This is a genomic window from Massilia sp. 01N417 (assembly GCF_056399645.1).
This window is the reverse complement of record NZ_JBFTRS010000006.1, coordinates 233044-257476: the sequence shown is the minus strand read 5'-3', so window position 1 is coordinate 257476 and position 24433 is coordinate 233044. Positions and strand designations below refer to the sequence as shown.

Here is a 24433-nt window from a genome sequence, read left to right as displayed (position 1 = left end):
GTACGCACTATACCGCGCACGCCGGTGAATGTGAAATTAATTGAACGGATTTCATCAATTGATTTTAGCTATCGACTTGCGTGGGCACGGGGTGCCCATGCCAGGAGAGTCAGGCTGAAGCCACCGCCGGCACCGCCGCCTCGGTACAAGGCAACAGCAAGCTGAAGGTCGCCCCCTGCCCCGGCGTACTCTGCACGGTCAGTTCGCCGCCGTGCGACGTGGCCAGCTGGCGCGAGATGTAGAGGCCCAGGCCGAGGCCCTTCGGTTCGCCGCTCCTGGCGCCGCGCTCGTAGGGTTCGAAGATGCGGTCGATGTAGTCGGGGGCGATGCCCTTGCCGTGGTCGCGCACGTCGATGCGCACATGGCAGCCGACTTCCTGTACGTCGACCTCGACCGTGCCGCCGCCGCCGTAGCGCAGCGCATTGGTCAGCAGGTTGACGATCACCTGTTCGATGCGGAACTCGTCCCACCAGCCTTCCACGGGCGCATGCACGCACAGTTGCAGGGTCGTGTTCGCCGCCGCCGCCTGCAGGGACAGGTCGTTGACCACCCGCTCCAGCAAGCCCATCAGTTCGACCTTGCCCGGCCGGATCGACAGCGTGCCGCTCTTCATGCGCGAGACGTCCAGCATGTCGTCGATCAGGCGGATCATGGCCTTGATCTGGCGTTCGTCGCGCTTGATCATGTCCGCCATCTGCCCGGGATCGAAGGCCGGCACGTTGCCGCGCTTGAGCTGCAGGCTGCGCATCTGGGTTTCCAGGAACAGGGTGTTGAGCGGGGTGCGCAGCTCGTGGGCGACCAGCGACATGAAGTCGTCGCGCATGCGCAGCGAGCGCTGCAGCTCTTCCTGGGTCTTGTTCAGCTCGCGCAACAGGGTTTCCTGTTCGCGCCGGCCGCGTTCCAGCGCCTCCATCTGGCGGCGCATCTCGCGGCGCTGCTGGTCGAGGGTGACGAAGACGTTGACCTTGCTGCGCACCGCGTCCGGATCGAGCGGCTTGTAGAGAAAGTCGACGGCGCCCTGCTCGTAGCCCTTGAAGGCATAGTTCAGTTCGCGGCCGGCGGCCGAGACGAACACGATCGGGATGTTACGGGTACGTTCGGTGCCGCGCATCAGTTCGGCCAGCTCGAAGCCGTCCATGCCCGGCATCTGCACGTCGAGGATGGCGAGTGCGAATTCGTGCTCGAGCATCAGGGTCAAGGCTTCCTCGCCGGACGATGCCTGGAACACCTGGCGCTTGTCGTCGCGGATCAGGGCGTCCAGGGCCCGCAGGTTTTCCGGCAGATCGTCGACGATCAGCAATTTGCTTGGGTCTTGTGCGCTCATGGCAATTCGGTCTCCAACATGGGCAGCAACGCCCCGATGCGGGCCAGCGGCAGGATCAGGTGCGGAGAAAAACGGTCGATGGCGCTTTGCGGCATGGTGGCCACCTGGGCGTCATCGGGGTCTTGCACGACGGTCAGGCCGCCGCTGGCATGGATGGCGGCCATGCCGGCGGCGCCGTCGTGGTTGGCGCCGGTGAGCAGGATGCCCACCAGGCCCGGGCCATAGGCGTCGGCGCACGATTCCATCAGCACGTCGATGGCCGGGCGCGCGAAATGCACGGGCGGTTCGCAGCTCAGCGAGAACGTGAAATCCCGTTCCACCGACAGGTGGTAGCCCGCACCGGCAAAGTAGACGGTGCCGGGCTCGATCGGCTGCTTGTCGGCGGCTTCCCTGACCGGCAGCGGCAGGCGTTCGCCGAACAGCTCGGGCAGCCGGCTCTCGCGGTCGGCCGGCAGGTGCAGGATGCACACCACCGGCAGGCGGTAGCCGGCCGGCAGCGCCGGCAACAGCGTGCCGAGCGCCTCGACGCCGCCGGCCGAGGCGCCGATCACCACCGCTTCGATGCGGCGGCCGGCGAGCGCGGCGTGCAGGTCGGCGCTGTCCATTACGCCCCCACCTTGCGGAATACCCGTTCGCGCCTGGCCAGCGGTTCGAAGCGCTGGGCGTAGCTGGAGAAGTCGATGCTCTCCTTGCTGCCCAGGCCGAGGAAGCCGCGGTGCACCAGCGATTCGTGGAACAGGCCCAGCACCCGGTTCTGCAGGCGCCGGTTAAAGTAGATCATCACGTTGCGGCAGCTGATGAAATGGGTCTCGGCGAACACGCTGTCGGTGGCCAGGCTGTGGTCGGCGAAGGTGACGTTCTCCACCAGCGAACGCTCGAACAGCGCGCCGCCATAAGCGGCGGTGTAATAGTCCGAGAAGGCCCGGGTGCCGCCTGCCTTCTGGTAATTCTCGGTGTACAGGCGCATGCGATCGAGCGGCATCACGCCGCGCCGCGCCGCTTCCAGCGATTCCGGATTGATGTCGGTGGCGTAGATCAGGCTGCGCTCCAGCAAGCCCTCTTCCTTCAGCAGGATGGCCAGCGAATACACCTCTTCGCCAGTGCTGCAGCCGGCCACCCAGATCTTCAGCGAGGGATAGGTCTCCAGGTGCGGCACGACCTGCTGGCGCAGCGCCAGGTAGTACTCGGGATCGCGGAACATTTCCGTGACCGGAATGGTCAGGAATTGCAACAGCCGGGCAAAGGCGCTCGGCTCGTGCATCACCCTGGCCTGCAGCGCGGACACGGTCTCGCAGTCCATGGCGCGCATGGCGGCCAGCACGCGGCGCTTTTGCGAAGCGCCCGTATAGTCGCGGAAGTCGTAGTTGTACTTGAGATAGACAGCTTCGACCAGCATCCGCAGTTCGATGTCGATACTCAAATCCGCTCCAGGGTAGGCATCCACACGCGCAGCAGCGAGTACAGCCGCGTCAGGTCGATCGGCTTGGCGAGGTAGTCATTGGCGCCGGCCGCCAGGCATTGTTCCTGGTCATCCTTCATCGCCTTGGCCGTGATCGCGATGATCGGCAGGCGCGTGAAGCGGGCGTCCTGGCGGATCCTGCGCGTCGCTTCCAGACCGTCCATACCCGGCATCATGACATCCATCAGCACCAGGTCGATAGAGTCCACTTCGTCGAGCTTGGCAATGGCTTCGAAGCCATTACGGCCCACCTCCACATGCGCACCGCGCTGCTCCAGCGCGCTGGTCAATGCGAACACGTTACGCACGTCGTCGTCCACCAGCAGGATGGTCCGGCCTTCGAACACCCGGTCGCGCCCGCGCACGCTCTTGAGCATGGTCTGGCGCTCGGACGACAGCTGCGACTCCACCTTGTGCAGGAACAGCGTCACCTCGTCGAGCAGGCGTTCCGGCGAACGTGCTCCCTTGATGATAATCGAGCGCGAGTATTTCAGCAGCTCCGCCTCCTCCTCGCGGGTCAGGTTGCGTCCGGTGTACACGATGACCGGCGGGAAGGAGCATAGCTCTTCCAGCGACATGCGTTGCAGCAACTCGTTGCCCTGCATATCGGGCAGCTTCAAATCGATGATCATGCAGTCGAAAATCTGCGTGCGCAACAGGTTCAGTGCTTCCTCGCCGGAACCGACGGCGGCGATCTCGACGTCGTTATCGGCGATCAGCCGGACCACGCTGTCGCGCTGGCGCTCGTCGTCCTCGACCAGCAGCACCCGCTTGACCTGCTGCGAAGACTTGTCCTTCAGCTTGCGGAACACGTCTTCCAGCTGTTCGCGTGTGGTCGGCTTCAGGGCGTAGCCGATCGCGCCCAGGTGCAGGGCTTCGCCGCCGTTCTCCATGCTCGAGACCACGTGCACGGGGATGTGGCGGGTGGCCGGATTGTCCTTCAGCTGCTGCAGCACCGACAGGCCGGAGCGGTCCGGCAGGCGCATGTCGAGCAGGATGGCGTCCGGGTTCTCGCCGGCCGCCAGTTCCAGGCCCTCCTCCGCGGTCAGCGCGACCAGGCAGCGGAAGTCCATGTCGTGGGCCAGGCCGTAGAGGATGCGCGCGAATTCCGGCTCGTCCTCGATCACCAGCGCGGTGCGGCGGCCGGACGGCGCTTCGGCGCGGTCGTCATCGAAGCGCGGCGCGGCCGGGACGGCGGGCTCGGCTTCTGCCACGGCCGGCGCCGGCGCGCGCACCGGCTTGGCCGCATGCACCAGCTGGGGCGCCGGCGGGGTGGCGGCGACGGCGCCGTTGCGCGGCAGGCTCAGGGTGAAGGTACTGCCCTCGCCCATCGTGCTGGCGACCGTGAGCGTGCCGCCCAGCAGGCTGGTGAGGTCGCGCGAGATCGACAGGCCCAGGCCGGTACCGCCATACTTGCGCGCGGTCGAGCCGTCGGCCTGGTGGAAGGCGTCGAAGATCTTTTCCTGCTGCTCGGGCGCGATGCCGATGCCGGAATCCTGCACCTCGAACTGCACCCAGCCGTCGGCATTCGCGCTGACCGTCAGGCTGACGCGGCCGGCGTCGGTGAACTTGACCGCGTTCGACAGCAGGTTCTTCAGGATCTGCTCGAGGCGCTGGCGGTCGGTGTGGATGGCCACCGGCACGCTCGGCTCGACGGTGAGCGAGAACTCCAGGTTCTTCTGGTGGGCCAGCGGCTCGAAGGTGCGCGCCAGGCCTTCGATCACGCGGCGCAGCGGCAGTTCTTCCGGCACCAGTTCGAGCTTGCCGGCCTCGACCTTGGAGATGTCGAGGATGTCGTTGATCAGGTTCAGCAGGTCGTTGCCGGCCGAATAGATGGTCTGGGCAAAGCGCACCTGTTCCTCGTTCAGGTTGCCGCCGGCATTGTCCGCCAGCAGCTTGGCCAGGATCAGGGAGCTGTTGAGCGGCGTCCTCAGTTCGTGCGACATATTCGCCAGGAACTCGGATTTATAGCGGCTGGCGCGCTCCAGTTCCAGGGCGCGATCGCGCAGCTGTTCCTGGACCGTGGTCAGGGCCGTGTTCTTGAGGTCGAGGTTGGCGGCCTGCTCGGCCAGCTGCTCGTTGGTCTGCTCCAGCTCGGCCTGCTGGTTTTCCAGCGCCGTCTGCGATTCCTCGAGCGCGCGCGACTGCTCTTCCAGCTCCTCGTTGGCGGTGCGCAGCTCTTCCTGCTGCACCTGCAATTCCTCGTTCATGGCCTGCTGCTCTTCCAGCGCCAGCTGCAGGCGGTGGCGGTAGACGACGGACGCGACCGAGGCGCCGACGGCCGGGCCGATCAGCTCCATGAACTCGGTATCGCGCTCGCGCACGGGGTGCAGGAAGCCGATTTCGATCACGCCCTTGATCTTGCCGTGGTTCGAGATCGGCGCGATCAGCAGTTCGCGCGGCGCGGTCTCGCCCAGTCCGGAACCGACCTTGATATAGTCGGGCGGCAGCTCGCGCAGGGTCAGGATGCGCTTCTCGTTGGCGGCCTGGGCGGCCAGCGATTCCTTGGCGTGGATCACCTTGGCGTGCCCCTCCTGGTGGGCGAAACCGTAGGCGCCGATGCGGGTCAGGGTGCCGTCTTCGCCACGCGCGTACATCGCGGCCACCACGCCGCCCAGGTAAGGCGTCACGTAATCCAGCACGGCCGCGGCCAGGGGCTCCAGCTCGTGCAGGTTGGCGCTCCTGGTGGCCAGCTCGGCCTGGCCGGTTCGCAGCCAATCCTGGTGACGCAGCTGGGCGTTGTGCTCGGCCTCGTGCGACAGGATCTCGCCATACGAGTGTGACAGGCCCATCAGTTCGCGGCGGCCGAACAGCGCCAGCAGGCCGGCCACGATCAGGCTGAACAGCAGGAAGGCGCCGACCGACCAGCCGATCACGCTGCGCGAGGAGCTGTTGCGTTCCTGCAGTATGCGTTCCTCGTTGGTGATGAAGGCGCCGAACTGGGCACGCACCTCGTCGGTCAGCAGCTTGCCGCGGCCGCTCTTGACCAGCGCGATCACGTCGTCGTTCTTGCCGCGGCGGGCGATGACGTCCTCGGCATACCGCTGCCATTCCTGCTGCGCGGAACGGATGCGCCGGACCCGTTCGATCTGGTTGGGATTGTCCTCCACCATGCCGGCCAGCGTGGTCAGCTCGGCGTCGATCCTCGGCTTGGCCTGCAGGTAGGGGGCCATGAAGTCGTCGTCGCCGGACAGCAGGTAGCCGCGCATACCCGATTCCATGTCGGCCGACATGCGGCTGACCTCGTTGGCCTTGCCGATCACGCGCTCGGAGTGCTCCACCCAGGTGAGCACATTGATGAGGTAAGCAATGATGCCGACGAAGACCAGCGCGCTCAACACCCCCATGCCCAACGGCATGGCGACATTGCGGGACAGGATGCGGCGGAACTGGCTGCTATCGATACTCGATCCGGTCATGCTTATATGTGTACTCTTAGGAAAAAATATCCTAAGTGTAACGCAATTGCAAAATTCCGCGCGTCCTGTTGACCCGCTCTTTTTGCATTGCTGAGCGGAAATTAACAGCAGATCCCGGGCTTTTACCGTAAATACTTCGCCAGATACGGTGCGGTGCGACTCCGCTTGCTGGCCGCGACCCGTGCCGGCGGACCGGACGCCACCACCGTGCCGCCGGCCTCGCCCGCCCCCGGCCCGATGTCGATCACCCAGTCGCAGGCGGCCGCCACCCGCATGGTGTGCTCGACCATGATGACGGTATTGCCGGCATCGACCAGGCGGTTCAGCTGGGCCACCAGGCGGTCGGTGTCGAGCGGGTGCAGGCCGGTGGTCGGCTCGTCCAGCACGTACAGGGCGCCGCCGCGGGTGGCGCGCTGCAGTTCCGTCGCCAGCTTGATCCGCTGGGCTTCGCCGCCGGACAGCTCGGTGGCGCTCTGTCCCAGGCGCAGGTAGCCCAGGCCGACTTCGCGCAGCACCTGCAGCGGCCGCGCCACCGCTTCCTGGTCTTCGAAGAAGGCGTGCGCCTCGTCCACCGTCATGTGCAGCACGTCGGCGATGTTCTTTTCCTTGTAAGTGATCTTCAAGGTGTCGGCGTTGTAGCGCGCGCCCTCGCAGGTCGGGCATGGCGCGTACACGCTGGGCAGGAACAGCAGCTCGACCATCACGAAACCCTCGCCCGCGCAATGCTCGCAGCGGCCCTTGGCGACGTTGAAGGAGAAGCGGCCGGCATCGTAGCGGCGCTTCTTTGCCGCCGGCGTCGCCGCGAACAGCTTGCGCACCTGGTCGAACAGGCCGGTATAGGTGGCCAGGTTCGAGCGCGGCGTGCGGCCGATCGGCTTCTGGTCGACCCGCACCAGGCGTTTTATCCCCTCCATGCCGGCGGCGATGCGGCCTTCGCTTGCGATCTGCGGTTCCTGTTCCAGGCCCGGCTCCTGCTCGGCTTCCTCGTCCGGCGCGCCCTGGCCCAGCGCTTCGGTCACGAGGTCGACCAGCACCTGGCTCACCAGGCTCGACTTGCCGGAGCCGGAGACGCCGGTCACGCAGCTCATCACGCCCAGCGGGAACTCGACCTCCAGCGCGTGCAGGTTGTTGCGGGTGACGCCTTCCAGCTTCAGCCAGCCGCCGGGCTCGCGCAAGCTGCGCGGCTCGGGCCGCACCTCATCGAATAAATAACGCCGCGTGTGGGACTGGGCAACCTGCTTCAGCCCCTCGGGCGCGCCGCTATACAGAATCTCGCCGCCGCCCTCGCCCGCCTGCGGGCCGACATCGACGATCCAGTCGGCGCGCCGGATCACGTCCAGCGCGTGCTCGACCACGAACAGCGAGTTCCCGGCCGCCTTCAGCTGGGCCAGCGCCGCCAGCAGGGCCTCGGTATCGGCCGGATGCAGGCCGGCCGAAGGTTCGTCCAGCACGTACACCACGCCGAACAGGCTGGAACGCACCTGGGTCGCCAGGCGCAGGCGCTGCAGTTCGCCGGGCGACAGGGTCGGCGTGCTGCGCTCCAGCGCCAGGTAGCCGAGTCCCAGGTCGAGCAGCACGCCGAGCCGCGCGCACAGGTCGGCGGCGATCCGTTTGGTGACGATCAGCTGTTCCGGGTGTTTGGCGGCGGCGGTATCGGGAGGCACCTCGCCCTTGGCGAAAGGCTTCATCAGCTGCGCCAGCCGCTCCAGGGGCAGGCGCGACATTTCCGTAATATCGAGGCCGGCGAAGGTGACGGACAGGGCTTCCTGGCGCAGCCGCCTGCCGCGGCACAGCGGGCACTCGGTACTGACCATGTAGCGCGCGACGCGTTTCTTCATCGCCGCGCTTTCCGTGTTGGCGAAGGTTTGCAGCACGTAGCGGCGCGCGCCGCTGAAGGTGCCCTGGTAGCTGGGCGTTTCCTTGCGCTTCAGGGCGCGCTTCGTCTCTTCCGGCGTCAGGCCGGCGTACACCGGGACGGTCGGCGTCTCGTCGGTGAACAGGATCCAGTCGCGGTCCTTCTTCGGCAGCTCGCGCCAGGGCGTGTCGACGTCGTAGCCCATGGTGACGAGGATGTCGCGCAAATTCTGGCCATGCCAGGCCGGCGGCCAGGCGGCCACCGCCCGCTCGCGGATGGTGAGCGTATCGTCGGGCACCATCGACTGCTCGGTGGCTTCATAGACGCGCCCCAGGCCCGAGCACTGCGGGCAGGCGCCTTCGGCGGTGTTGGGCGAGAAGGATTCGGCATACAGCAGCGGCTGGCCGGGCGGATAGTCGCCGGCGCGCGAATACAGCATGCGCAGGGAATTCGACAAGGTGCTGACGCTGCCCACCGAGGAGCGCGCGGTGGGCGTGCCGCGCTGCTGCTGCAGGGCCACGGCCGGCGGCAGGCCGTCGATCTCGTCGACTTCCGGCACCGGCATCTGGTGGAACAGCCGGCGCGCATAGGGCGACACCGATTCCAGGTAGCGCCGCTGCGCCTCCGCGTACAGGGTGCCGAAGGCCAGCGAGGATTTGCCGGAACCGGACACGCCGGTGAACACGACCAGCGCATCGCGCGGCAGGTCCACGTTGACGTTCTTGAGGTTGTGCTCGCGCGCACCGCGTACGCGCACGAGGCCGTGGTCGATGTGACTATCCAAGGTATCGCGGGTTTCGGCTTGGTTCTGCTTGCGGCGCATCGGCCCTCCGGTGATCGTGTCGGGATGGCGCTATTACAGCGCACCCCGGGCTTTGCAGCGGTGCGTTGCCGCACCCAGCGCGGCCTTGGCCGCCTGCAGCGAGGCAAGGGCCAGCAGGACGTGTCGGCGGGTCGAAGATGTCCTCGTGGCATCCAGGCATCAGGGAATCAGGCGCTCCGCCCGCAAGGCCGTGAACAGGTCGAAGAAGGAATCCTCGGTCGATTGCCAGCTGGAAAAGCCCAGCCGGCGGCTGTTGGCCATGTCGGTCATCACCTCGAGCGGGCGGCCGAGGTCGAGGTCGGTGTGCCAGGGCGAGGCCAGGCGCTTCAGATCGGCTTCCTGCAAGCCGTGGCGGCGCGCCATGTCGGCCCACAGTTCCGCGTCGTTCGCCATGATCTCTTCCAGCGGCTGCACGGTGCCGCTGAAGCCGGCCGCCTGCACACCGAACCAGGCCGCCAGCCGGCGCCACAGCCAGCTCCAGCGGAAGTAGTCGCCGTTGGTGATGTTGAAGGCTTCGTCGCGCGCGGCGTCGCAGTCGGCGGCCCAGCGCAGCTGCCTGGCCAGCATGCGGGCATCGGTGACGTCGGACAGGCCGTTCCACTGCGCCTCCGAACCGGGAAACTGGAACGGGCGGCCGGTCTCCTTGCAGATCGAGGCATACACGGCCAGGGTGGTGCCCATGTTCATGGCGTTGCCGACCGCCATGCCGATGACGGTGTGCGGGCGGTGGACGGTCCAGGTGAAACGGTCGCGCGCCGCCGCCGCGTAGACCTCATCCTCCTGGGCGTAGTAGAAATTCTCGATGGGCAGCCGCGGCTGCGACTCGCGCAGCGGGGTGTCCGGCAAGGTGCCGGAACTCGCATAGGCTTCGAAGGGGCCGAGATAGTGCTTCAGGCCGGTCACCAGGGCCACGTGGCGCAGCGACTTCTTCGGCGACAGCGCGTCGAGCAGGTTGCGCACCATGAGGGCGTTGACGCGGATGTTCTCGGCCTCGCTGTCCTGGCGCATCCAGGTCGTGATGAAGACGTGGGTCGGGGCGACGTCCGCCAGCGCCGCCTGCAGGCCGACCTCGTCGAGCAGGTCGGCAACCACCGGAATCAGGCCCGGCAGGTCGCGCGGCGGGCGGCGCGCCAGTCCGTACACGGTCCAGCCATGTGCCAGCAGTTCGCGTGCCGTGTAGCGGCCGCCGATGCCGCTGGCGCCGACGACCAGTGCGGTTCGTTGCATAAAATCCCTTCCATGTTGATCGAGTCGTCATTCTTGCGTGCTTCGCTGCTCGCTGGCGCGCCGTTGCCCTGGCTCATCGACCGGCCTGGCCGGCCAGTGCTTCCAGGCGCAGGCGCAAGCCCTGCAGGCCCTGTCCGAGCGCGAAGCGGCGGCTGATCTTGCGGCAGTGCGGGACCAGCTCGCGATCCCCCAGCAGCAGCTGCAGCGCCCGCGCCAGGCGCACGCCGTTGAGCCGCGGCGCCCTCGCGCGGAAGGCCACGCCCAGCGCCGCCACGCGCGCCGCGTTGTCGAACTGGTCATGCGCCAGCGGCACCACCAGCTGGGGCGTACCGGCGCGCAGGGCTTCGGCCGTGGTGCCGATGCCGCCGTGGTGGACCAGTACCATCGCCCGCGGCAGCAGGCGGCGCAGGGGCACGTAGTCCTGCCACAGGATGGAGGGCGGCAGCTCGGCGGGCAGCTGCTCGCGGTGCGGGGTCAGGAAGATGGCGCGCAGGCCGAGCAGCTCCACCGCCGCGCGCGCATGCTCGAAGTAGGCGCGCGACTGCGTGTTGCCGGTGCCGTGGGTGAAGACGACGGGCGCGGCGCCCTGCCCGTCGTCCAGGAAGCGTTCGAGCGCGGGCGGCAGTGCGGCGTCCGGATGCGGGTCGAACAGGGGAAAGTCGGCGCGGTACAAAGGCTTGGGCCAGTCCGGCTGGGTCGGCGCGAACCACTCCGGAAACAGGGTCAGCGACAGGTCCGGCACCGCGAACAGGTGCTCGAGCATGCTTGCCACCTCCGGCATGCCGCGCGCCCGGCGCGCCGCGTTCACCTCGCCCAGCGCCACCGGATCGATGAAGCGCGCCGCCAGGCGCCGCAACAGCCAGCGCCGCAGGCCGGGCGGCACCCAGTGCGGCACGCGCCAGGGGCCGAACATCAGCGGATCGTGGACGGTAGGCAGGTTCTGCGGCGCCAGATAGGCCGCCGCCACTTTCAGGCCGGGACGCGCGGCCCGGCACAGGTCGGCCTCCGGCAGCGCCAGCGGATGCGCCAGCAGCACGACCGCTTCGTCATGCGGCAAGGCGTCGACGAAGGGCACGATCCTGGCCATTGCCGGCCGCGTGGCGCGCCAGACCACGCCAAAGCCGCGCGTCGGATGCCAGAGGTCGGGATCGAGCAGCACGGCCGGGTCGGCGGGCAGGCCGACGAAGTGCAGCCCGGTGCCGCGCACATAGGGTTCGTGCTGTTGCGGCGCGAGGAAGCTGATCCGATGGCCCGCATCCCGCAGGACCAGGGCCATCGCCATGAAAGGGAACAGGTCGCCGGCCGAGCCGATGGTGATCACCACGAAATGCGTCCTGCCTGCTGCCGGCGTATCGATACTTCCTCCTGCCCCTCGTATTGCGCTGTCTTGCCGACACTGTACGCGAAAAGCGGCCAGAGCACGTAAGGGGCAAAAAAAACCCTGCAGGGCAGGCGCCGTGCAGGGTTGGAGCAAGCTTGCCGATGCAGGCCGGGAGCGGCCTGCACCAGGCGTCGATCAGCCGCGGCGCGCGCGGCGGACGCCGGCGATGCCCGCCAGGGCCATGCCGAACAGGGCCAGCGATGCCGGTTCCGGCACGTCGTTGGACGGCGGCGGGGTGGTGTCGGTATAGTCGATGTTCAGAGTCGCGCTGACCAGTTTGAGGTCGCCATGGACCTTGAGGCTGAAGTCCAGCGATTTGTTGCTCATCAGTGCGGCCAGCAGGGCGTCATAGGACTGCAGCGAATCGGCGATCTCGAAGCCGCCAGTATAGTCGGTCGTGGTGGTTGCCGTCTGCTCGTTGGTGACGGTGTAGGAGGTCACGGGCTTGCACAGACCGAAGATGATTTCCCATACATCGCATGGAACACCGTTCCTGGCATAGATGGTGCCCCTTTTCGTCTTGCTGCTTGTTGGTACCGTGACCGTGTCTGGCGTGCCGACGGCGGTTGCTCCGTTGAAGCTCACGTCGCCGAAGGACAGCAATACCGACTCTCTTTCGCCAGTCTTCGTGACTGGCGTGGTCTTGGTGATGGTGGTGGTGAAGGTGTTCGTCTTGCTATCGTAGATTGCACCTGAAGAAGTGCTCGACGCGATGCCGGTCACGCTCTTGAACGGGTCGGTGGCATCGTCATCGAAGACAAACGAAAAGCCGATGGTGTTCACGGTGAACTGCTTGGACAGGAGGAGTTCGCCGGCATCGAAGCTGCCTTTGTATGTTTTGTTTTTCAGATATCCCGACACGCCGCTGGCATCCACCGAGATGACTTCCGCACCTGCGTGGGAAGCCAAGCCAAACAGGAGTGCAGCGCATGCTGCTTTGATGGTGTTCTGGATTTTCATATTATTTTCTTTCAAAAAATAGGTATTTTTATTTGGACACTGCCGTTACCAACAACGCATGGGTTTTCGGATCGCAAAGCCGGTTCAAACGAATTTACTTTCCAACCGGTACCAAGTATTGAGCAATTGTCATGCCATAATGAAAATACTTATTAAAATCAAGAAATTATGTTTTAGGAGAAATTGTTCTGTAAGTTTTCCCGACATCAAAATGGTAACTATATTTTCCTTGCCGCAACAATGCTGCCATTACCCAGCCCGAGCATGGCTGCAGGGATGCTGCTAGAATGGCTGTTCCATATACAAGGGGGATTCCACCGATGCGCCTGTAATGCCTGCTCTCGCGCCCGCCGCGACAGCACAGAAACCTCATCGCCATGTTCGCAGGAACCTGGCGCGGCTTCGACGCATTACAAGGAGTACTCATGGCCCATCCCTACCACCTGGCCCTGCACGGGGTCGACATTGCCCTCCCCGACGGGCGCATCCTGTTCCAGGACATCCACGACAGCTTCAAAGCAGAAACCGTCGCCCTGATCGGCCCCAACGGCAGCGGCAAGTCCTCGTTCGGCCGCGTCGTCGCCGGGCTTGCGGCGCCGGCACGCGGCCGTATCGAACGCGCCGTGCCGGTTCATTACGTTGAACAGCAGACCGGCCCCAGCTTCGCCGCCAGCCTGGCCCAGCTGGCCGGACTCGATGCACCGCTGGCTGCGCTGCGGCGGCTGGCGGCCGGCGAGGCGCGCGATGAGGACTTCGACCTGATCGGCGAACGGTGGGACCTCGAAGCGCGCTGGCGGGCGATGCTGGACCAGGCCGGACTGGACGAGGCCATGACGCCGCAATCGCTGTCCGGCGGCCAGCGCACCCTGCTGTCCCTGATCGGCGCCTTCTGCAGCGAGGCCGGCCTGCTGGTGCTGGACGAACCCAGCAACCACCTGGACCGCGAACGGCGGCGCTTCCTGGTCGAGCAGATGCGGGCCTGGCGCGCGGCGGGCCGCGGGCTGCTGCTGGTCAGCCACGACCGCGAACTGCTGGAGCACGCCGAGCGCACGCTGGAAGTGCATGCCTGTGGACTGCGGCGCTATGGCGGCGGCTGGTCGTTGGTCGAGGAGCAACGCGGCGCCGAACTGGCGGCGGCCGGCGTGCGCCTGGAGCGGGCACGGGTCGAACGAAAAACCGCGGAAGCGGCGATGCGGCTCGATGCCGAACGCGCCGCGCGCAGGAATGCCCGCGGCGCGCGCGCAAAGGCGGCCGGCGGCCAGCCCAGGATCGTCCTCAACGCCCTGCCCCAGCGCGCCCAGCAGACCGACGGCGCGCGCGCCGAACGCCATGCGCAGCGGCGCCAGGACCTGCAGCAGGACGTGCACGAGGCCTTCGACGCGCTGGACGGGGCGCTGGAGCGGCCCAGCTTTCCGATGCTGGACCTGCAGATTCCGGAGGGCCAGGCCGCGCTGGTGCTGGAAGAACTGGTCGCACCCTGGGGGCCGCGCCAGCCGCTGGACTGGGGCGCCCACGGCGCGGCCAGGATCGCCATCCGCGGACCGAACGGCTGCGGCAAGTCGACCCTGCTGCGCACGATTGCCGGAGAGATCGCGCCGCTGTCGGGCCGCTGCCGCACCCTGCCCTCGGTACTGCTCGACCAGCACCTGGCCCTGCTCGATCCGGCGCGCAGCCTGCTGGACCAGCTGCGCAGCGCCGCCCCAGGGCACGACGAAGGCCGGCTGCGCCAGTACCTGGCCCTGGCCGGCCTCAAACCGGACCGCGTGCTGCGCCCGGCGGACAGCCTGAGCGGCGGGGAAAGGATGCGCGGGGCGCTGCTGTGCGCGGTGCTGCGCGAACCGGCGCCGCGCCTGCTCCTGCTGGACGAGCCGACCAACCACCTCGACCTGCAGGGTGTCGAGGCGCTGGAAGCGATGCTGCAGTCATGGCCGGGAGCGCTGGTGGTGGTGTCGCACGACGAGCGCTTCCTGGCGCGGCTCGAACTCAGCCACCGGATCGACTGGACGGCGGCGGGCTGGCGCTGAGACTACAGGAAGCGGTCGAGGATCTTCCGGCTGCCCTTGTCGATCGCAAACATGTCGCGGATCAGGAAGTGGATGCCGTGGCTGTCCGCGATCAGCAGCGAGTAGGCGCCCAGGCGGCGGATGTCTTCCTCGCCCTTGAGCACGAATTCGGTATCGCCGCGGTCGGTCCTGACGGTCCAGGTGGAGGGGGTGGCGAAGCTGGACACGCCCTTGATCGACTGGATCTCGGGCATGAATTCGCGCCCTTCCAGTTCTTCGGTCACCAGCTTGCGGATCTCGGCCGGCATGGTCTCGAGGTCGTCGATCCAGCCGACTTCCTTGCCGCCCTCGCGCACGAGGGAGATGCCGCGGGTCGGCGCCTGCACCGGGAAGGATCGCACCGGCGCCACGCCGACGAATTCCTCGCCCTCGCTGTTCGTCAGCACCAGCTTGCCGAAGGCGTCGCGGCGTAATTCAAAAGCAGTCATCATCATCAATCTTCCTGGCTGGAGTCGTCGGGATCCTGGTCGACGTTACGCGCCTGCGCCTCGTACAGGCGGTAGTAGGCACCTTCTTTCGCCATCAGCTGGTCGTGGCTACCCTCTTCGACCACCACGCCGCGGTCCAGCACCACCAGGCGGTCGGCGCGGTGCAGCGTGGACAGCCGGTGCGCGATCGCGATCGTGGTGCGGCCCTGCACCAGGTTGTCGAGCGCCTTCTGGATCTCTTTTTCGGTTTCCGAGTCCACCGACGAGGTCGCTTCGTCCAGGATCAGGATCGGCGGGTCGATCAGCAGGGCGCGCGCGATCGAGATGCGCTGGCGCTCGCCGCCGGACAGGCCCTGGCCGCGTTCGCCGACCATCGAATCGTAGCCCTGCGGCAGGCGCAGGATGAATTCGTGGGCGTGGGCGGCACGGGCGGACGCGATGATCTCTTCGCGGGTCGCATCCGGCTTGCCGTAGGCGATGTTCTCGGCGATGGTGCCGAAGAACAGGAAAGGCTCCTGCAGCACCAGGCCGATGTGGCGGCGGTAGTCGGACACGGCGAAGGAGCGGACGTCCTTGCCGTCCAGCAGGATGGCGCCCTCGGCCACGTCGTAGAAGCGGCAGATCAGGTTGACCAGGGTCGACTTGCCGGAGCCGGAATGGCCGACCAGGCCGACCATCTCGCCGGCATTGATCTTCAGCGAGATGCCGCGGTTGACCGCGCGGTTGCCGTAGCGGAAGCCGACTTCGCGCAGTTCGATATTGCCGTCGACCTTGTCCAGCTTCACTGGATTGACCGGGTCCGGCACGCTCGACACGTGGTCGAGGATGTCGAAGATGCGCTTGGCGGCCGAGGCCGATTTCTGGGTCACCGATACGATGCGGCTCATCGAATCCAGACGCACGTAGAAGCGGCCGCTGTAGGCGATGAAGGAGGCCAGCGTACCGACGGTGATCTCGCCGCGGCTGATCTGCCAGATGCCGAAGCACCAGATCACCAGCAGGCCCAGTTCGGTCAGCAGCGACACGGTCGGCGAGAACAGCGACCAGACCTTGTTCAATTTGTCGTTGACGGCCAGGTTGTGCTTGTTCGCTTCGCGGAAGCGGGAAGCCTCGCGCTTTTCCTGGGCGAAGGCCTTCACCACGCGGATGCCGGGAATGGTGTCGGCCAGCACGTTGGTGACCTCGCCCCAGACGCGGTCGATCTTTTCGAAGCCGGTGCGCAGGCGGTCGCGCACGACGTGGATCATCCAGGCGATGAAGGGCAGCGGCACCAGGGTGATCAGGGCCAGCTTGGCATTGATCGAGAACAGGATCACGCCCGTCATGATGATCATCAGGACGTCCGACAGGAAGTCCAGCAGGTGCAGCGACAGGAACACGCAAATGCGGTCCGAGCCGCTGCCGATGCGGCTCATCAGGTCGCCGGTGCGCTTGCCGCCAAAAAATTCCAGCGACAGGCGCAGCAAATGCTCATAGGTTTCCGAGCGCATGTCCGCGCCCATGCGTTCCGACACCAGCGCCAGGATATAGGTGCGGCCCCAGCCCAGCGCCCAGGCCAGGATGGCGGAAGCGAACAGGCCGCCCATGTACATATAGACCAGCGAGGTATCGATCTGCTTGCCGTTCTGGTAAGGGATCAGGACGTTGTCCATCAGGGGCATCGTCAGATACGGCGGGATCAAGTGTGCGCCGGTACTTGCCAGCATCAGCAAGAATCCGACCAGGAGCTGGCCTTTGTACGGCCTGGCGAAGCGCCACAGGCGGAACAGGGTCCAGGTCGACGGCGGGGTGTGCAGCACCTTGGTGCAGATCGGGCAATCTTCCTGGTCCGGCTCGAGCGGCGCCTTGCAGCTCGGGCAGGTGTGCTGCTCGGGCGGCTGGACGGCGACGCCGGTCAGGTAGCTTTCGAGCTGGTCGTGGAACTGGTCGACCAGGCGGATGGCCTGCAGGTTCTGGCCGAGGGTAAAGCGCCAGGATGCCAGCAGGCCGTTGGCGTCGACCAGCTCGATGTGGCCGACGCCGGCGTGGTCGTAATGGCGCAGGGCCAGGCCGGCACGGTAAGGCCAGTCGCGCCAGTGCTTGTCGCCGGGGCTGAGAGTCAGTAGACGAAGGCTGGTGACGACCAGTACCCCTTTGGTGAAACGTAATTTCGCATCGAGGTCAACCTCAAGGGCGCTTAAAACGTTTTCCCCTGGCGCAAGCTTTTTCTGGACGTCCGCCTGCCAGTGCTCAGGCAGGAAACTGGCGGTGACCGCCAGCGGCGCGGAAGGAACAAGTTGTTGATTCGTCATGTGCTTTTGGAAACGGGGTTTGCGCTGAACTGCGCGGCGACCGCAAGGTCGTCAAGGTCATTCGAATGGAACGCTGAGCATGGCACGCCGGTTGACAGGCGTACGGTATTCTATCGGCGGGGGCGTGACTGGCAGAATTCGGTTCGGCGCGGTAAGCTTCGTTCCCGCAAGTATACAACATGTGCACCGCAGCAAATGGACCTCCCCGGTGGGGCAGACCATGGTGTAATGGCACAAACATAAGGCAACGCCGAGCGGTGAGTGAGCGGTCACTGCGGGGCAAGATATTTTTCATGACAAACAAGAAAGACATTAAGATTCTTCGTGTAACCCACTTGCGTGGCCCGAACATCTGGACCTACCGCCCGGTCATCGAGGCCTGGCTCGACATCGGCGAGCTCGAAGAATGTCCTTCGAACACCCTCCCCGGCTTCAACGAGCGCCTGACCGCCTGGCTGCCGGGACTGATCGAACATCGCTGCGGCGTCGGCGAACGCGGCGGCTTCCTGGAACGGCTGCGCGACGGCACCTGGGCCGGCCACATCCTCGAACACGTGGTCCTCGAACTGCAGAACCTGGCAGGCATGAAGACCGGCTTCGGCAAGACCCGCGGAACAAGCGACTACGGCATCTACAAGATGGCCTTCCGCACGCGCGACGAAGTCGTCGGCCGCGCCGCCCTCGATGCCGGCCACCAGCTGCTGATGGCCGCCATCAACGACACCCCCTTCGACATGAAGGCCACGGTGGCGAAACTGACCGAACTGGTCGACCGCTACTGCCTCGGGCCCTCGACCGCCAACATCGTCGATGCCGCCACCGAGCGCCGCATTCCCTCGATCCGCCTGACCGAAGGCAACCTGGTACAGCTCGGCCACGGCGCCGCCCAGCGCCGCATCTGGACCGCCGAAACCGACCGCACCAGCGCCATCGGCGAAAGCATCGCCAGCGACAAGGACCTCACCAAGACCCTGCTAGGCGCCGTAGGTGTGCCGGTGCCGGAAGGCAGCGTCGTGCGCAGCGCCGAGCGCGCCTGGGAAGAAGCCGAGGACATCGGCCTGCCGGTGGTGGTCAAGCCGGTCGACGGCAACCACGGCCGCGGCGTGACCCTGAACCTGATGAACGAAGCGGACGTGAAAGCCGCCTATGCGATCGCCGCCGAAGCGGGCGACTCCAGCGCCGTGCTGGTCGAGCGCTACGTGCCGGGCAACGAGCACCGCCTGCTGGTGGTCGGCTCGAAGGTCGTGGCCGCCGCCAAGGGCGAGTCCCTGTTCGTGACGGGCGACGGCAAGTCGAACGTCATCGCCCTGTGCAACAGCCAGATCAATACTGATCCGCGCCGCGGCGAGAGCGAGGAACACCCGCTCGGCCTGGTGGAGCCGGACAAGAGCGACGAAATCAAGCTCGACCTGCAGCGCCAGGGCTTGAGCCCGGAATCCGTGCCGCAGGCCGGCCAGAAAGTGCTGATCCAGCCGAACGGCAACGTCGCCGACGACGTCACCGACGAGGTGCACCCGGACGTGGCCTATGTCGCGGCGCTGGCCGCGCGCGTGGTCGGCCTCGACATCGCCGGCATCGACCTGGTGTGCGAAGACATCTCGCGCCCGCTCGAGGAACAGCGCGGCGCCATCATCGAAGTCAATGCCAGCCCGGGCCTGCTGGCCCACATCAAGCCGGCCACCGGCAAGTCGCGTGACGTCGGCAAGGCCATCGTCGAACACCTGTTTGCGGACGCCGGCTGCGTCGACGGCGAATGCGGCCGTATTCCCGTGGTGGGCGTGACCGGCAGCGCCGGCGCCAGCCTGGTCGCCAACCTGGTGGGCACGGTGCTGCTCCAGTCCGGGAAGCACGTGGGCGTGGCCAACCGCCAGGGTCTGTTCCTCGACGAGCGCCGCGTCAGCGCGGTCGACTCCACCCGCTTCGATGCCGCCCAGCGCCTCCTCATCAACCGCAACGTGCAGGCCGCCGTGTTCGAATCGAACGCGCGCGCGATCCTGTCCGAGGGCCTGCCCTACGACCGCTGCCTGGTGGGCGTGGTGACCGACATGGGCCGGGTGGCGGACGTGGAAGACCTGTATGTGCGCGACGAGGACGCCCTGTTCAACGTGGTGCGCAGCCAGGTCGACGTCGTGCTGTCCGAGGGCGCGGCCGTGCTGAACGCCGCCGATCCGCAGGTCGTGCAACTGGCCGGACTGTCCGACGGCGCCGTGATCTTCTATGCGGTGGACGAAGACAACGAAGTACTCAAGCAGCACCGCGCCGGCGGTGGAAGAGTCGCCTTCCTGCGCGACCAGCACATCGTGCTGGCCCAGGGCAGCGAGGATGCGCCGCTGCTCGGCCTGTCCAGGCTGAAGCCGGCGACCGCCGCCCAGCCTGAAGCCGTGCTGGCCGCCGCCGCCGCCAGCTGGGCGCTGGATGTGCCGACCGACCTGATCTGCGCCGGTCTGCGCAGCTTCGAGAACAAATAAAGGATTCGAGTTTTATGGAAGTATCACGCGTCCGGGCCCTGCGCGGCCCCAACCTCTGGAGCCATCACACGTCGGTCGAGGCGATCGTCTCCTGCACGGCGGACGAAGAATCGATCAGCGCCCTGCCCGGCTTCGAGGCGCGCCTGCGCGCCCTGTTCCCGCAGATCTGGCCGCTGCAGCCGACCGGGCATGACGACACCATCCCGCTGGCCCAGGTGCTGGAAGTGGCGGCCCTGGCCCTGCAGGCCCAGGCCGGCTGCCCGGTCACCTTCAGCCGCACCACCGCCACCATCGAGCGCGGCATCTACCAGGTCGTGGTCGAATATAGCGAAGAAGACGTCGGCCGCCTGGCGCTCACGCTCGCCGAGCAGCTGATCCAGGCTGCGCGCGACGACCGCTCCTTCGACCTCGACGGCGCCCTCCACCAGCTGCGCGAACTCGACGAAGACGTGCGCCTCGGCCCCTCGACCGGCTCGATCGTGAACGCCGCCGTCGCCCGCGGCATTCCCTTCCGCCGCCTGACCGAAGGCAGCCTGGTGCAGTTCGGCTGGGGCAGCCGCCAGCGCCGCATCCAGGCCGCCGAGATCGACGCCACCGGCGCCATCGCCGAGACCATCGCCCAGGACAAGGAGCTGACCAAGAAGCTGCTCGACGCCGCCGGCGTGCCGGTGCCGCTGGGCCGCGTCGTGGCGGATCCGGATGACGCCTGGGCCGCCGCCCAGGAGATCGGCCTGCCGGTCGTGATCAAGCCGAAGGACGGCAACCAGGGCAAGGGCGTGACCGTCAACGTCAACACCCGCGAACAGCTCACCGCCGGCTTCCATGCGGCGTCCGAATTCCGCGACGACATCCTGGTCGAAAAATACCTGCCGGGCCACGACTACCGCCTGCTCGTGATCGGCAACAAGCTGATCGCAGCGGCCCGCCGCGACCCGCCGCACGTGGTCGGCGACGGCGTGCACAGCGTGCGTCAACTCGTGGAGACCGTCAACCTGGATCCGCGCCGCGGCACCGGCCACGGCACCGCGCTGACCAAGATCCGCTTCGACGACATCGCCCTGGCCAGCCTGGCCAAGCAGGGCTATGACGCCGAATCCGTGCCGCCGAAGGGCCAGCGCGTCACCCTGCGCAACAACGCCAACCTGTCGACCGGCGGCTCGGCCACCGACGTCACCGACGACGTGCATCCGGAAGTGGCCGCGCGCGCCATCGCCGCCGCCCACATGGTCGGCCTCGACATCTGCGGCGTCGACCTGGTGTGCGACAGCGTGCTCAAGCCCATCGAAGACCAGAACGGCGGCATCGTCGAGGTCAACGCGGCGCCCGGCCTGCGCATGCACATCTCGCCATCCTTCGGCAAGGGCCGCGCGGTCGGCGAAGCCATCATGGACACCCTGTACGCGCCCGGCGACGACGGCCGCATCCCGGTGGTGGCCGTGACCGGCACCAACGGCAAGACCACCACCGTGCGCCTGATCGCCCACCTGCTCGGCGCCTCCGGCCTGCGCACCGGCATGACCAACACCGACGGCGTGTACATCCAGGGCCGCCGCATCGACAGCGGCGACTGCAGCGGTCCGCGCAGCGCCCGCAACGTGCTGCTGCACCCGGACGTCGACGCCGCCGTCTTCGAGACCGCGCGCGGCGGCATGCTGCGCGAAGGCCTGGCCTTCGACCGCTGCCAGGTGGCGGTGGTGACGAATATCGGCGCCGGCGACCACCTCGGCCTGAACTACATCACCACCCTGGAAGACCTGGCCGTACTCAAGCGCGTGATCGTGCAGAACGTGGCGCCGGGCGGCATGGCCGTGCTGAACGCGGCCGACCCGATCGTGGCCGCAATGGCCGAGAACACCCGCGGCGACGTCACCTACTTCGCGATGGACTGCTCGCTGCCGCTGATGCAGAAGCACCGCGCCCAGGGCCGCCGCATCGTCTACGTCGACGAAGGCCACCTGGTGGCGGCGCAGGGCAAGACCGAAGAACGCATCCCGCTGTCCGAGGTGCCCATCACCCGCGGCGGCGTGATCGGCTTCCAGGTCGAGAACGTGATGGCCTCGGTGGCCGCGGCCTGGGCCGTCGGCATCGAATGGAACATCATCCGCACCGGCTTGAAGACTTTCGTCGGCGAGAGCGACAACGCGCCGGGCCGCTTCAATGTGTTCGATTACAAGGGCGCGACCGTGATCGCCGACTACGGCCACAACCCGGACGCGATCCAGGCCCTGACCAGCGCCGTCGAAGCCATGCCGGCCAAGCGCCGCTCGGTGGTGATCAGCGGCGCCGGCGACCGCCGCGACGAAGACATCCGCGACCAGACGCGCATCCTGGGCAAGGCCTTCGACGACGTGCTGCTGTACGAAGACCAGTGCCAGCGCGGCCGTTCCGAAGGCGAAGTCGTGGCCCTGCTGCGCGAAGGCCTGCAGGAAGCGTCCCGCACCAGCCGCATCGAAGAGATCCGGGGCGAATTCGTCGCCATCGACCGCGCACTCGAGCTGCTGCAACCGGGCGACCTGTCGCTGATCCTGATCGACCAGGTCGATGAGGCGCTGGCGCATATCGGCAAGCGGGTGGCGGAAGCCAAGGCTTGATCCCCAGAACGTCCCCCGCGAAAGCGGGGGGCCACGTTTTACCCGCAATCCGCGAACGCCACACGATTCAGTTAGCAATCGCACCGGCCGCAAACGCCTCATGCCTTACCATTGACCGATCACGATATCGGCAAGGCAGTGAGATCATGACCATTGACAAGCAAACAAGCGAAGAAGCCCCAGAACTCCCCTTCCGCTCCCTGCTCTACCGCTTCCTGTTCTTCGACTGGCTGTTCCGCGACGTCAGCGCCGCCCGCACCCGCATCGAACGCCACGCCGCCTTCCAGCACAACCGCCGGATGAGCCGCTACCTGCCGGTCTACCTGCGCCGCTGGTCCTTCCTCACCGCCTTCGACTTCGCCCTCGGCCTGCTGTTCGAAAGGGTGCTGCAGGCCGGGCTGCTGTCCGCATGGTTCTTCACCTGGAGCTGCGTGACCCTGGCCGGCATGGTGGTGATCACGGTGGCCTGGATCATCCTGACCAATGTACGCCTGTCGTAAATTCTTGAGGATAACTAATTTTTCCTAATCTCAAATGCGCGAAGATGCCTCTACCGACAACCACCACGGAGGCATGCATGATCCCCAGAATGTACCCCGGCAAACGCAGCTTCGAGCGCCGCATCGACGAGCGCACCGCGAAGGACATCGGCGACGCCCTGCGCGCAGACAGCGTCCAGGCGGCGGCGATGGCAATGGAACATCTGCAAGTCGACGTACAGGTGGCGCTGCGGGTGCTGGCCGGCACCAACGACGACCGCGGCGGCAAGCGGCGCGAGAACGCCCCCGGCGCCTGAACCGTCAACTTTCCGGTCTGTATTTTTCGAAGTCCTGCGCCGGCATTGCCGGGCAGGACTTCGTTGCTTCAAGCCCCGTCTTTCGTTGACGTCAGCTAAGTTGCCAACTCAACAAGGCGCGATGATGAAACTTCAACAACGGAGGCAGATATGAGCTACCAATGGATCGACGATCACGGCCGCTCGCGCATTCCGCGCAGCGACACCCTGGGCGAACGCCGCACCGACCTCGTCACTGCGGAAAAGATCCGCGACGCGCTGCGAGCGCGCAGCGTCCACGCGGCGGCGCAGGCGCTGGAGCATCAGCAGGTCGATCTGGCGACGGCGCTGCGGGTGCTGGCCAAGCCGGAGTGGCGGCGTCAATGCGGGCAGTGAGTCGCACGGCTCCGACATAATAAGGGCGAGCCGGTCCGGCGCCCTGTCGGGCTTTAGTTTGCCAGGCCATCATAAGCAGCGAATAGCCTTGCTTGCTCCATAAAGGCCGGTCACTTCCGCTAATCTTCCGATTTCAAATCGACCGTGCACTTAATACGCTCGGCCTCGCCGGTTTCATTTGTCTTGTGAAGCCAAACTCGACAGTCATATTGATGTGGCTTTTTGTCGGCTTTCTTGATGAAATCCATCCCGGAAACAAGCTGACAACCGAAGCCGAAAAGGATAACACCAATACCAATGGCGCAATGGCGCGACGCGGTCTTGAAGGTCTCAATGACATGAGCATGCAGTTGTGCAGGGCTCAGCTCCTCGGTCGGGGCAATGTACATCACCCCTGCTGCGATCCAGATAGTTCCAATGACGGTGGACCATAAGGAATATGTTTGAAAAAGGTCTCCTAAATTAGTGTCGCTTGCTCCTTTTTTCGCGAGAGTAACGAGAACCAGCATAAGAAAGATACTCGCCAAAGCCAGAACCAACTGATGAAGACGATTTACTTCCTGCCGGATTAACAGCGTGTTCAATTTTTTATTTATTTGAACCCATCCTTGAATTACATTGGATACATATTTACCAACCAGTGAACTCATGCGCCACCCTTATTATCGTACAAATAACTTGATGGATTTTCTCACAGGAAATCAAATATCGTAATTCTACTTGTTTATAGTTGGGGGCAACCGGACCCAAACCTTTCACTCTACTCTCCCTGCCAGCCCTAACGCGGTAAAATGGCAACCCAAAGCCCGGCGCCCTGTCGGGCTTTGGGTTGCCAAGCCATGAACGTCCCACATGAAATCAATGCCGCCGCGGCCAAGGCCCTTGCCACCGCCGAAAAACACGCTACGATGATGCGGCAACACATGTGTGCGAATTTTTTGTTCGCAATTTAGTCTCTCAGCGCGCGCCGAGA

At 65.9% G+C, this 24433-nt stretch carries 17 protein-coding genes; 6 read left to right on the top strand and 11 right to left on the bottom strand.

All coding sequences use genetic code 11. From position 1 onward, the window contains the following. Positions 1-109 precede the first annotated feature (109 nt). From AC1DOQ_RS09455 to AC1DOQ_RS09420, 8 genes are all read right to left on the bottom strand, one after another. The gene (locus tag AC1DOQ_RS09455; protein ID WP_477362488.1) at positions 110-1324 is read right to left on the bottom strand and encodes a hybrid sensor histidine kinase/response regulator; all 1215 of its coding nucleotides are present in this window, start codon (positions 1322-1324) and stop codon (positions 110-112) included. After that, positions 1321-1929: a chemotaxis protein CheB gene (locus AC1DOQ_RS09450; protein ID WP_477362486.1), complete on the bottom strand. Its 609-nt coding sequence runs from the start codon at positions 1927-1929 to the stop codon at positions 1321-1323. The genes AC1DOQ_RS09455 and AC1DOQ_RS09450 overlap by 4 nt, the downstream gene beginning before the upstream one ends. Continuing rightward, entirely contained in the window at positions 1929-2720 is a 792-nt protein-coding gene (locus tag AC1DOQ_RS09445) for a CheR family methyltransferase (protein WP_477362542.1), read from the bottom strand. The genes AC1DOQ_RS09450 and AC1DOQ_RS09445 overlap by 1 nt, the downstream gene beginning before the upstream one ends. Before the next feature lie 20 nt (positions 2721-2740). Continuing rightward, positions 2741-6202, bottom strand: coding sequence for a response regulator (locus AC1DOQ_RS09440; RefSeq protein ID WP_477362484.1), 3462 nt, complete (start codon positions 6200-6202; stop codon positions 2741-2743). Positions 6203-6324: 122 nt separating this feature from the next. Then, positions 6325-8880: an excinuclease ABC subunit UvrA gene (locus AC1DOQ_RS09435; RefSeq protein ID WP_477362482.1), complete on the bottom strand. Its 2556-nt coding sequence runs from the start codon at positions 8878-8880 to the stop codon at positions 6325-6327. Between the two features lie 159 nt (positions 8881-9039). Then, positions 9040-10107, bottom strand: coding sequence for an SDR family oxidoreductase (locus AC1DOQ_RS09430; protein WP_477362480.1), 1068 nt, complete (start codon positions 10105-10107; stop codon positions 9040-9042). Positions 10108-10180: 73 nt separating this feature from the next. Then, a complete protein-coding gene (locus tag AC1DOQ_RS09425) occupies positions 10181-11431 on the bottom strand; it encodes a glycosyltransferase (protein ID WP_477362478.1) in 1251 nt (416 codons plus the stop codon). A gap of 192 nt (positions 11432-11623) precedes the next feature. Beyond that, positions 11624-12448 (bottom strand): PEP-CTERM sorting domain-containing protein, encoded by an 825-nt coding sequence (locus tag AC1DOQ_RS09420; protein WP_477362476.1) that lies wholly within the window; start codon positions 12446-12448, stop codon positions 11624-11626. Between the two features lie 425 nt (positions 12449-12873). Between AC1DOQ_RS09420 and AC1DOQ_RS09415 the strand changes: the two genes are divergently transcribed. After that, positions 12874-14472, top strand: coding sequence for an ATP-binding cassette domain-containing protein (locus AC1DOQ_RS09415; RefSeq protein WP_477362474.1), 1599 nt, complete (start codon positions 12874-12876; stop codon positions 14470-14472). 2 nt (positions 14473-14474) lie between these two features. On the opposite strand, the gene AC1DOQ_RS09410 is transcribed toward AC1DOQ_RS09415, so the two are convergent. Beyond that, positions 14475-14942 (bottom strand): cyanophycin metabolism-associated DUF1854 family protein, encoded by a 468-nt coding sequence (locus AC1DOQ_RS09410; RefSeq protein WP_477362472.1) that lies wholly within the window; start codon positions 14940-14942, stop codon positions 14475-14477. 2 nt (positions 14943-14944) lie between these two features. Next, complete coding sequence (locus AC1DOQ_RS09405; protein ID WP_477362470.1) at positions 14945-17230, bottom strand: cyanophycin metabolism-associated ABC transporter; 2286 nt, start codon at positions 17228-17230, stop codon at positions 14945-14947. A gap of 293 nt (positions 17231-17523) precedes the next feature. Here AC1DOQ_RS09405 and AC1DOQ_RS09400 point away from each other — a divergent pair, with 293 nt between their 5' ends. The 5 genes from AC1DOQ_RS09400 to AC1DOQ_RS09380 all read left to right on the top strand — a co-directional run bounded on the left by AC1DOQ_RS09400 (position 17524) and on the right by AC1DOQ_RS09380 (position 23460). Next, positions 17524-19698: a cyanophycin synthetase gene (locus AC1DOQ_RS09400; RefSeq protein WP_477362468.1), complete on the top strand. Its 2175-nt coding sequence runs from the start codon at positions 17524-17526 to the stop codon at positions 19696-19698. Between the two features lie 14 nt (positions 19699-19712). Beyond that, positions 19713-22289, top strand: coding sequence for a cyanophycin synthetase (gene cphA / locus AC1DOQ_RS09395; protein ID WP_477362466.1), 2577 nt, complete (start codon positions 19713-19715; stop codon positions 22287-22289). Between the two features lie 146 nt (positions 22290-22435). Further along, positions 22436-22789, top strand: coding sequence for a hypothetical protein (locus AC1DOQ_RS09390; RefSeq protein WP_477362464.1), 354 nt, complete (start codon positions 22436-22438; stop codon positions 22787-22789). 77 nt (positions 22790-22866) lie between these two features. Further along, positions 22867-23085 carry a hypothetical protein gene (locus tag AC1DOQ_RS09385; RefSeq protein WP_477362462.1) on the top strand — a complete coding sequence of 73 codons (219 nt, stop codon included), beginning with the start codon at positions 22867-22869 and terminating at the stop codon, positions 23083-23085. Between the two features lie 150 nt (positions 23086-23235). Further along, complete coding sequence (locus AC1DOQ_RS09380; RefSeq protein WP_477362460.1) at positions 23236-23460, top strand: hypothetical protein; 225 nt, start codon at positions 23236-23238, stop codon at positions 23458-23460. 119 nt (positions 23461-23579) lie between these two features. Here the strand turns inward: AC1DOQ_RS09380 and AC1DOQ_RS09375 are convergent, their stop codons facing one another. Next, positions 23580-24110, bottom strand: coding sequence for a hypothetical protein (locus AC1DOQ_RS09375; protein WP_477362458.1), 531 nt, complete (start codon positions 24108-24110; stop codon positions 23580-23582). Positions 24111-24433: the final 323 nt, after the last annotated feature.